8 protein-coding genes are annotated in these 7,073 nt (G+C 66.8%); 4 read left to right on the forward strand and 4 right to left on the reverse strand.

Features of this window, described 5'->3' with window-relative positions; genetic code table 11:
- Positions 1 to 105 precede the first annotated feature (105 nt).
- Entirely contained in the window at positions 106 to 894 is a 789-nt protein-coding gene (locus V7702_RS16160) for a sensor histidine kinase (protein WP_335651109.1), read from the forward strand.
- 61 nt (positions 895 to 955) lie between these two features.
- Entirely contained in the window at positions 956 to 1,387 is a 432-nt protein-coding gene (locus V7702_RS16165; protein ID WP_335651110.1) for a SufE family protein, read from the forward strand.
- Between the two features lie 6 nt (positions 1,388 to 1,393).
- On the opposite strand, the gene mopJ is transcribed toward V7702_RS16165, so the two are convergent.
- From mopJ to V7702_RS16185, 4 genes are all read right to left on the reverse strand, one after another.
- On the reverse strand, positions 1,394 to 1,885 hold the full coding sequence (mopJ, locus tag V7702_RS16170) for a motility/cell cycle regulatory protein MopJ (RefSeq protein ID WP_335651111.1): 492 nt from the start codon (positions 1,883 to 1,885) through the stop codon (positions 1,394 to 1,396).
- A 182-nt stretch (positions 1,886 to 2,067) separates the two neighbouring features.
- The gene (locus V7702_RS16175; RefSeq protein ID WP_300579336.1) at positions 2,068 to 2,487 is read right to left on the reverse strand and encodes a MucR family transcriptional regulator; all 420 of its coding nucleotides are present in this window, start codon (positions 2,485 to 2,487) and stop codon (positions 2,068 to 2,070) included.
- Between the two features lie 218 nt (positions 2,488 to 2,705).
- Positions 2,706 to 3,926, reverse strand: a complete 1,221-nt coding sequence (locus V7702_RS16180) for a DUF2336 domain-containing protein (protein ID WP_335651112.1) — start codon at positions 3,924 to 3,926, stop codon at positions 2,706 to 2,708.
- A 57-nt stretch (positions 3,927 to 3,983) separates the two neighbouring features.
- Complete coding sequence (locus tag V7702_RS16185; RefSeq protein ID WP_335651113.1) at positions 3,984 to 4,877, reverse strand: crotonase/enoyl-CoA hydratase family protein; 894 nt, start codon at positions 4,875 to 4,877, stop codon at positions 3,984 to 3,986.
- Positions 4,878 to 5,028: 151 nt separating this feature from the next.
- On the opposite strand from V7702_RS16185, the gene V7702_RS16190 reads away from it, so the two are divergent.
- On the forward strand, positions 5,029 to 6,567 hold the full coding sequence (locus V7702_RS16190) for an acyl-CoA synthetase (RefSeq protein WP_335651114.1): 1,539 nt from the start codon (positions 5,029 to 5,031) through the stop codon (positions 6,565 to 6,567).
- An 89-nt stretch (positions 6,568 to 6,656) separates the two neighbouring features.
- Positions 6,657 to 7,073, forward strand: a 417-nt coding sequence (locus V7702_RS16195) for a MaoC family dehydratase (protein WP_335651115.1), incomplete at its 3' end; no start/stop codon positions are given.

The raw sequence follows: 7,073 nt of genomic DNA on the forward strand, positions 1-7,073 counted from the left end.
GGAGAAACGAATTCGTAAGCCCGGCGGCCCCAGTCTTGCGGTTTCGCCCCAAGAGAGCCGACCGCCATGGCCGATGCGGCCTTCCGGCGCCGAGAGGCGCTTCCGATGAACCCCGACAGCGACGCTCGCCGGCGTGAGCGGGCCGCTGAGCTGCGCCAGGCGCGGCGGGCCGCGCATCTGCGCCTGGAGTCCCGCGCCGAGGAGCATCGCCGGTCCTTCCTGCGGATGGTCAGCCATGAGCTGCGCACGCCGCTGAACTCGATCCTGGGCTTTTCGGAACTGATCAGCGCCGAGATCTACGGCCCGCTGGGGGCGCCCGAATACAAGGACTACGCCAAGCTGATCCGCGACAGCGGTCAGAAGCTGCTGGCGCTCTCCAATCAGGTCCTGGAGATCGCGCGGCTGGAAAGCGGGGCGGCCGATCTCGTCGCCCGCCGCGAGCCGCTGGACCATGTGCTGGACGATGTGCTGGACGGCCTGGCCGACGAGATACGTACGCGCGAAGCCAAGGTGGTGGTCGAGGATCAGGGCGCCCTGCCCGATGTAATCGCCGACCCCAAGGGCCTGCGCACGGCCCTGGCGGCGCTGCTGTCGAACGCCATCGTCCACGGCGCCGGCGGGGGCGAGATTTGCGTCCAGGTTCGACAGCGCGGCGCCGAGGTGCTGGTCAACATCATCGACCAGGGGCCAGGCGTCGACCCTCGGGACATTCCGCGCCTTCTGCGCCCCTTCGAGCAGGGCGAGAACGCGCTGATCCGGCGGGGCGAAGGCGCCGGCCTTGGCCTGCCGCTGGCCTTCATGCTGTGTCGCGGCATGGGCGGGGGCCTGACTCTGACGCCCAGGCTTGAAGGCGGCCTGTGCGCTGCGGTTCGCGTGCCGGCCCCCCGGGCCTGACCAAAGACCTGAACGCTCGGCGCCGTTGCGCCGACAGGCCGGGGGGCTTAAGTGCAGCCGCATGTCCGGCATCCAGAAAACCCTCGACGACCTGGCCGAAGAGTTCGACCTCCTGGGTGACTGGGAAGAGCGCTATCGCTACGTGATCGAGCTGGGCGGCGACCTGGCGCCCCTGAGCGAGGCCGAGCGATCGGAGGCCAACAAGGTTCGCGGCTGCGCCAGCCAGGTCTGGCTGGTCACCGAACCTCAGAGTGACGGAACGGTTCGCTTTCGGGGAGACTCCGACGCCCATATCGTTCGGGGCCTGATCGCCATCCTGCTGCGGCTGTTCTCCGAGCGTCGCCCGGCTGAAATCATCGATTTCGATATCAAGGCCGCCTTCCAGCGGCTGGGCCTGGCCGGCGCCCTGTCGACCCAGCGCTCCAACGGCCTGGCGGCGATGGCCCAGCGGATCGGCCGCGACGCTGAGGCCCTGAACGCCGCCAACAGCTAGGCTGGATCAGGCGGCGCGGATGCCGGAAAATCCCGGCTCGCTCTGGACGCCGACGACGGTGTCGTAGCCCAGGATCATGTCCACGTCCCGCCCATTGGAGGCCAGCGGCAGTCGCAGCCAGAGGATGGACAGGTGATTGGCGCCGCGCCAGGAGAGGGAGTGGACGCCCACGCCGGCCCGGCGCTCCTCGACCACCGCCGTCAGTTCCTCGCGCCAATAGTCGGCAGCCGCGGCGTTATACACATCGGTAAGGGCCCGGCCGGTGATCTCACGACCATAGACGCTGTAGAGTCCCGTGCCGGCCAGCCGGACGCGGAAGTCCAGCGGCTCGCGCCGGATATCGATCAGGCTGACCGTCGGCAGCAGACGCTTGAGCGCCGCCGGATCGACATCGCCGCGTCCCGGCAGTCGCGCGCCCCGTCGGAGACCAGCCCAATAGCTGTACATCTCCTCGTGAGCACGAGCGGCCGCCGCCGAAGTCCCAATTTGCGCCGCCATGTTTGGATTCCTTAACAACCCCTTGGAATCACGACGAATCACTTATCGCCCGTATGGCGAATCGAGGGCAAGGCGAAATCGGTCTGCTGCGGCAAGAAACCGGTTTGCAACACAAAAACGCCCGCCTCGTCGGAGGCGGGCGTTTCGGGTGACTCAAGCTGTGGCCCTGACAGGGCTGGTCTTTAGCGCTTCTTGCGCGCGGCCTGGCGACCGCCCTGGCCGAGGCCCATCTGCTTGGCCAGGTCCGAGCGCGCCTTGGCATAGTTCGGCGCGACCATCGGATAGTCCTTGGGCAGACCCCATTTGGCCCGGTATTCTTCAGGGCTCATATTGTACTTGGTCCGCAGGTGCCGCTTCAGCGACTTGAACTTGCGGCCGTCCTCCAGACAGATCAGGAAGTCCGGCGTGATCGAGCGGCGGACAGGAACCGCGGGCTCTTTCGGCGGCGCTTCGACTGCTTCCGGCGCGCTGGTGATGCCAGCGAGGGCGCGATGCACCGCCTGAATCAGGTTCGGCAGATCAGCGGCGGCCACCGAATTGTTGCCGACATAGGCCGACACAATGTCTGCCGTCATCTCGATGACTTCTGTTTTTTCGTCCATTTGTTCTATCCAGATCGACGCTAGGGGCGCGCCACAACATCTGATTCCCAGATCAGTTGTTAGCTACTTAACTCTGGGGAGGAACCGACACAAGAGCAGCCTAGGGCAATATGTCTTGGCGGATGCCTTCACGACCTCAACACAGGCTCTAGTTGAGTTGCCAAGCGTTCTGGCATAGCGCTGATTTGCACCGGAGCGCTATAATGCGACGCCCCAGCCTAGTTCCGGCCGAATTCCTTAGAAAAGGCCAGCATTGCCGCCCGCTGGGGCAGGGAGTATTCATCAATGGCGGTGTCATCGCCATCTCGGATCGCCCGCAGCAGATCAGGTGTCAGGGCCGAGGACAGCGACCAGTTCCAATACCTCAGCACGGTCTGAGCCCGGTCGACCGCGAGCATGTCATAGATGAGCAGGCTGCGCTCAAAGGCCGCATTGGGCTGGCCATCAGGATCGGTCTCGGGACGCCGCAGCCCCCGCCACAGGGCGCGCAGGGCGTTCCGCGGCAGCCCGGTAGCCTTGCACAGAATAGCCAGGGCCTCTCCACCCGGATCGGTGAACAGCTTGGCCCCCGTCATCGGCTTGAGGCCTGAAAGGTAGGAGATCTCCTCGGCCACCTCACGGGTCATGCCGTGCTGGGCCGCCGACACCGCCGCCTCCAGGCTGGCGAAGGGGCTCTTCTCGATGGCGGCGCGATTGCGCTGCCGGCGCTCGATGAACTGCAGAGCCTTGCGCGACATCGGATCCTGCCAGCCCTCTTCCGCAGCGATCGGGAAGATATCGCCCGCCGCGTCCTGCAGGATTTCGCGCGAAACGGCGAAGCGCTGAAGGATGGTCCGCCTCGCTTCGTGATCGGCCCACCAGAACAGCACATAGGCCTGGGCCGGCCGTAGCTCAGGCCGGCGCAGCAGGGCCGGCGCCAGGTGAGGCGCCTCGCGGCTGATGGCGACCAGCGCCTCCAGGCTGGCATGGCCAAGGCGGGCCTCACGGTTGGCCAGCAGGGCGTCGATCGCCGGCATTTCCCCGGAAGAGACGAGGGCTTCCACCACCACCTCGCTCAGCGCCTTGCGCCCGGCGATCATCAGCCTGTGCTCCGAGCCGGCCATGCGGGCGCAATCCAGCAGCTCGGAGTCCGACAGGCTCTCACAATCGGTCAGCAGCGGACGCGCCACCTCGACCTCGTCGCGCAACAGGAGGCGAGCGAGTTGGGCGGGGACCTCCGACAGCCCGGCCAGCCGGCGCGACACCCGGGCGCGCTCCTCAGGGGAGGCGTCTCGCAGCATCTCGATCAGCAGGTCGGCGGTGACCGAGCGCTCGAAGGCGTTGACCCGGCTGGACGGCAGGCAGACCACGTCGGCCAAACGCCGCAGCAACGCGCCGCGGGCGCGGAAGCGCGGCTGAGGCGGCGGCGAATCGTCGGGCAAGGGCGCGCTCGGGTCCATCAGGAGGCGCAGTCCACCACAGGGGCGTTAACCATGGGTTCCCGCCGCCCGCGACGCTCAGGAAAAATCAGGCGCCGTCCATCCGGGCCAGATGTCGGGCAGGCCGTCGGAGACCTTATCCGGGAAGACGGGCGGCCGCTTCTGGAGAAAGGACTCGACCCCTTCCTTGGAGTCAGCCGAGGCGCCCCTCGCCTGGATGCTGCGGCTGTCGGCCCGGTGGGCGATCATCGGATGCTCGGCGCCGGCCATGCGCCACATGAGCTGGCGGGTCAGGGCCACCGACACCGGAGCGGCGTTATCGACGATCTCCCGGGCCAGGGCGCGGGCGGCGGGCAACAGATCTTCGGGCGCATGCAGCGACCGGACAAGACCGCGGTCCAGGGCCTCCTGGGCGCCGAAGACCCGGCCGGAATAGCACCACTCCAGCGCCGTCTGCATGCCCACCAGCCGGGGCAGGAACCAGGAGGAGCAGGCCTCCGGCGTAATGCCCCGACGGGCGAAAACGAAGCCGAACCGGGCCTCGGTCGAGGCCAGCCGGATATCCATGGGCAGTTGCATGGTCGCGCCCACGCCCACAGCCGCCCCGTTCACCGCTGCGATCACCGGCTTGAGGCTCTCATAGATGCGCAAGGAGACCAGGCCGCCTCCGTCGCGATAGACGCCGGACTCTGTCCGCTGCCCCAGGGGATCGGCGGCCCGATTGTCGAAATCGAAGGTCGATCCGCCGCCGGCCAGGTCGGCGCCGGCGCAGAAGCCGCGCCCGGCCCCTGTGACGATCACCGCGCGCACCTCATCGTTCCCGTCGGTCAGGTCGAAGGCTGCGATCAGTTCGCGGTTCATCAGCGGGTTGAAGGCGTTGAGCTTTTCGGGCCGGTTCAGGGTCAGCTGGGCGACCCCATCCTCCAGCTCGAGCTTCAAGGTCTCGAATTCGGCGAGGCTCTTGATGGCCATGACGTCTCCCTTTCGCTTTGTCGGATTTGCCCCATCGGAGCCGCTTGACGGACGGGAGGTCAAGCACCCCATCATCGCTGAACAGTGATCATCTAGCAGCGCGCCGACGGCCCCGACGAAGAGGGCTGCGGTCCGGAGGAAACACAGGCCCATGCATCCGTCGCATCACGCGAAGTCCCACCCCGAGCGCGCCGCCTATGTCATGGCGAGCTCCGGCGAGACCGTCACCTACGGCCAGCTGGAGGCCCGCTCCAACCAAGGGGCGCACCTGTTCCGCAAGCTGGGCCTGAAGGCCGGCGACGTGATCGCCATCCTGATGGAAAACCATCCGCGGTTCTTCGAGGTGGCCTGGGCCGCCCAGCGAGCCGGTCTCTACTACGCCTGTATCTCCTCCAAGCTGACCGCCGGCGAGATCGAGTACATCATGGGTGATTGCGCCGCTCAGGTGCTGATCACCTCCGGGGGCGTGGGCCCGGTGGTCGACGAGCTGCCGGCCCTGCTGCCCGGCGTGAAGCTCTACATGGTCGGCGAGGCGCGCGGGCCCTATGAGAGCTTCGAGGCGGCCCGGGCGGCCATGCCCGAAACCCCCATCGCCGATGAGACCGCCGGCGCCGACATGCTCTATTCGTCCGGCACCACGGGCCGGCCCAAGGGCATCAAGCCGCCGCTGACCGGGGGCCCCATCGACGCCCCCAATGCGCTGTCCATGATGGCCGAGCACATGTTCGGCTTCCCGCCCGACGGGACCTATCTGTCGCCGGCGCCGCTGTATCACGCCGCACCGCTGCGCTGGTGCATGGGCTATCAGCGCCTGGGGGGCACGGTGGTGGTGATGGAGAAGTTCGATCCCGAACACGCCCTGCAGCTGATCGAAAAGTACAAGATCGATTGCGGCCAGTTCGTCCCCACCCACTTCGTTCGGATGCTGAAACTGCCGCCGGAGGTGCGCACCCGCTACGACCTGTCGTCGATGAAGTCAGCGGTCCACGCCGCCGCACCCTGTCCGATCCCGGTCAAGGAGCAGATGATGGACTGGTGGGGGCCGATCATCCACGAGTACTATGCCGGCAGCGAGGGCAACGGCTTCTGCCACATCGGCCCGCACGACTGGCTGGCCCACAAGGGCTCGGTGGGCAAGGGCACCACCGCCGAGGTAAAGATCTGCGGGGACGACGGCGAGCCCCTGCCGCCGCGCACCGAGGGTGTGGTCTATTTTTCCGGCGGCACGCCGCTCACCTATCATAACGCCCCGGACAAGGTGGCCGAGAACACCAACCAGCACGGCTGGACGACGCTGGGCGATGTGGGCTGGGTGGACGAGGAGGGCTTCCTCTACCTCACCGACCGCAAGAGCTTCATGATCATTTCCGGCGGGGTGAACATCTATCCCCAGGAGCTGGAGAACCTGCTGATCACCCATCCCAAGGTGGCCGACGCCGCCGTGGTGGGCGCTCCGGACGAGGAGATGGGCGAGAAGGTGGTCGCCGTGATCCAGCCCATGGACTGGTCGCAAGCCGGCGATGACCTGCGAGCCGAGCTGATGGCCTTCTGCCGGGCCAATCTCAGCCATGTGAAGTCGCCGCGCATGCTGGACTTCATGGCCGAACTGCCGCGCCACCCGACCGGCAAGCTCTATAAGCGCCTGATCCGCGACGCCTATTGGGGCAAGGAGGGCTCCAAGATCGTCTGACCCTCACTGACGCCGCGCGCAGCGCCCTTGCCCGCGCCGCCCCAGGTGATAGACCCGAACACCTGTTTCAAACCTTTAGGGAGCAAGCGATGAATCCGGTGGAATTCAAGGATCTGCCCGGCCTGATCGGTCAGGAAGTCGGCGTGTCGGACTGGGTCGAGATCACCCAGGAGCGGGTCAACCAGTTCGCCGAAGCCACCGGCGACCATCAGTGGATCCACGTGGACGTGGAACGCGCCACCAAGGAAATGGGCGGCCCGATCGCCCACGGCTACCTGACCCTGTCGCTGATCCCCTTCCTCGGCGCCGGCATGCTGCCGATCAAGGGCGTGGCCCGCGGCATCAACTATGGCTCGGACAAGGTGCGCTTCATCAACATGGTCCGCGTCGGCAAGCGCGTGCGCATGCGCCAGAAGCTGATCGGCGCCGAGCCGAAGGCTGGCGGCATGCAGATCCGCAACGAATGCACCATCGAGATCGAAGGCGAGTCCAAGCCCGCCTGCGTG

This window comes from Phenylobacterium sp., assembly GCF_036963605.1.
Classification (GTDB): Bacteria; Pseudomonadota; Alphaproteobacteria; order Caulobacterales; family Caulobacteraceae; genus Phenylobacterium.

Excerpts from the sequence above, each read along its gene's own strand:
- mopJ (WP_335651111.1), bottom strand. The coding sequence starts at position 1,885 with ATGGCGGCGCAAATTGGGACTTCGGCGGCGGCCGCTCGTGCTCACGAG.
- V7702_RS16165 (WP_335651110.1), top strand. The coding sequence starts at position 956 with ATGTCCGGCATCCAGAAAACCCTCGACGACCTGGCCGAAGAGTTCGAC.
- V7702_RS16190 (WP_335651114.1), top strand. The coding sequence starts at position 5,029 with ATGCATCCGTCGCATCACGCGAAGTCCCACCCCGAGCGCGCCGCCTAT.
- V7702_RS16185 (WP_335651113.1), bottom strand. The coding sequence starts at position 4,877 with ATGGCCATCAAGAGCCTCGCCGAATTCGAGACCTTGAAGCTCGAGCTG.
- V7702_RS16160 (WP_335651109.1), top strand. The coding sequence starts at position 106 with ATGAACCCCGACAGCGACGCTCGCCGGCGTGAGCGGGCCGCTGAGCTG.
- V7702_RS16175 (WP_300579336.1), bottom strand. The coding sequence starts at position 2,487 with ATGGACGAAAAAACAGAAGTCATCGAGATGACGGCAGACATTGTGTCG.
- V7702_RS16180 (WP_335651112.1), bottom strand. The coding sequence starts at position 3,926 with ATGGACCCGAGCGCGCCCTTGCCCGACGATTCGCCGCCGCCTCAGCCG.